This is a genomic window from Ruegeria sp. CDSA033 (assembly GCF_059612305.1).
Map to the genome: position 1 here is coordinate 1 of NZ_JBXWQI010000047.1, position 2500 is coordinate 2500.

General features: G+C 54.1%; 1 tRNA gene and 2 rRNA genes (1 of these 3 cut by a window edge). All 3 read right to left on the minus strand.

Annotated elements, in window-relative coordinates:
• Positions 1–77 (minus strand) — tRNA-Met (locus AC2FLA_RS22225).
• A 130-nt stretch (positions 78–207) separates the two neighbouring features.
• Positions 208–322: ribosomal RNA gene (rrf, locus tag AC2FLA_RS22230) — 5S ribosomal RNA — on the minus strand.
• Positions 323–474: 152 nt separating this feature from the next.
• Positions 475–2500, minus strand: a 23S ribosomal RNA gene (locus AC2FLA_RS22235); it runs 839 nt beyond the window's last position.

Here is a 2500-nt window from a genome sequence, read left to right on the forward strand (position 1 = left end):
TGGTTGCGGGAGTAGGATTTGAACCTACGACCTTCAGGTTATGAGCCTGACGAGCTACCGGGCTGCTCCATCCCGCGACAGTTTGCGTTGGCCTGTTTGCTTACGCTAGTTGAGGCCTTGCGTTGGTCTACCGCCTATTTGGCTAGTTGAGACCGGGTATTGTTTTTTTCATCGTAAGAGAGAAGTTTGATTGGGGGATTTTTCTAGGTTTGGCGGTGACCTACTCTCCCGGGGCTTAAGCCCAAGTACCATTGGCGCGGCAGTGCTTAACTTCCGGGTTCGGGATGGGACCGGGTGTTTCACTTGCGCTATGACCACCAAACCGAGGAAAATCCCCGTCGCGGCTTTGCTTTGCAAAGAGGCGACGCGCGTTGCCGCACGGTTGTTGTTTCAATCAACACCGCAGCGTGTTGCTGCGAAGTTATCCATGTTTAATGAGGTGTATGTTTTTGATTTGTCTTTCCATTACTGGATCAAATCAAGCCTATCGGGCGATTAGTACCGGTCAACTGAACGCATTACTGCGCTTACATCTCCGGCCTATTGACGTGGTGGTCTTCCACGGCCCTCAGGGAGACCTTGTTTTGAGGGGGGCTTCCCGCTTAGATGCCTTCAGCGGTTATCCTGTCCGATCATAGCTACCCAGCACTGCCGTTGGCACGACAACTGGTCCACCAGTGGATCGTTCACCCCGGTCCTCTCGTACTAGGGGCAACTCCTCTCAAGTCTCCTACACCCACGGCAGATAGGGACCGAACTGTCTCACGACGTTCTAAACCCAGCTCACGTACCTCTTTAAACGGCGAACAGCCGTACCCTTGGGACCTGCTCCAGCCCCAGGATGAGATGAGCCGACATCGAGGTGCCAAACACTGCCGTCGATATGGACTCTTGGGCAGTATCAGCCTGTTATCCCCGGCGTACCTTTTATCCGTTGAGCGATGGCCCTTCCACTCGGGACCACCGGATCACTATGGCCGTCTTTCGACTCTGCTCGACTTGTCAGTCTCGCAGTCAGGCTGGCTTCTGCCATTGCACTCAACGAGCGATTTCCGACCGCTCTGAGCCAACCTTCGCGCGCCTCCGTTACGCTTTAGGAGGCGACCGCCCCAGTCAAACTACCCGCCACGCAGGGTCCCGGATCCGGATAACGGACCGCGGTTAGACATCAAGAGTGCGAAGGGTGGTATCTCAAGGGAGGCTCCACAAAGACTTGCGTCTCTGCTTCAAAGCCCACCACCTATCCTGCACATCACAATCCTGATGCCAGTGCGAAGCTGTAGTAAAGGTGCACGGGGTCTTTCCGTCTAACCGCGGGAAGCCTGCATCTTGACAGGCAATTCAATTTCGCTGAGTCGATGTTGGAGACAGCGGGGAAGTCGTTACGCCATTCGTGCAGGTCGGAACTTACCCGACAAGGAATTTCGCTACCTTAGGACCGTTATAGTTACGGCCGCCGTTTACCTGGGCTTCAATTCAAGGCTCTCACCTCTCCTTTTAACCTTCAGGCACCGGGCAGGCGTCAGACCCTATACGTCGTCTTGCGACTTCGCAGAGCCCTGTGTTTTTAATAAACAGTCGCCACCCCCTGGTTTGTGCCCCCAGCCCCTAGTTGCCTAGGAACCGGGCCTCCTTCTCGCGAACTTACGGAGGTATTTTGCCGAGTTCCTTCAACATCGTTCTCTCAAGCGCCTTGGTATGCTCTACCAGTCCACCTGTGTCGGTTTAGGGTACGGTCTTATAGGAGGGCTATTTCCAGGAACCTCTCAGCAGCCCATTCAATCCAATAAGGATGAACTACCTCTGAGATCCGTCACCACTCCACGGCCTAGGAATATTAACCTAGTTCCCATCGCCTACGCCTTTCGGCCTCGGCTTAGGGGCCGGCTTACCCTGCTCAGATTAGCTTTAAGCAGGAACCCTTGGACTTTCGGCGAGAGTGTCTCTCACACTCTTTGTCGCTACTCATGTCATCATTCTCACTAGTGATCTCTCCACCGGATCGCTCACGCGCCGGCTTCATCGAAAAGACTTGATCCTGCGCTACCGCCTATTCGGCTACTTGAGCGCTTACACGCACCAAATGACCGGCGGCAATATAGGATAAGTCTTATGTCACACTACGCTCTGCTACCATGCCTTACGGCATCCTAAGCTTCGGCTCATGGCTTGAGCCCCGTTACATCTTCGCCGCAGGACAACTTATTTAGACCAGTGAGCTGTTACGCTATCTTTAAAGGATGGCTGCTTCTAAGCCAACCTCCTGGTTGTTTTGGTCGTCCCACCTGCTTTCCCACTTAGCCATGAATTGGGGGCCTTAGCTGTAGGTCAGGGTTGTTTCCCTCTCCACTACGGACGTTAGCATCCGCAGTGTGTCTGCCATCTAGTACTCCCGGGTATTCGGAGTTTGGTTAGGATCAGTAAGCCTGTGGGGCCCCATTACCCATCCAGTGCTCTACCCCCCGGGGTATTCGGATGACGCTCTACCTAAATAGATTTC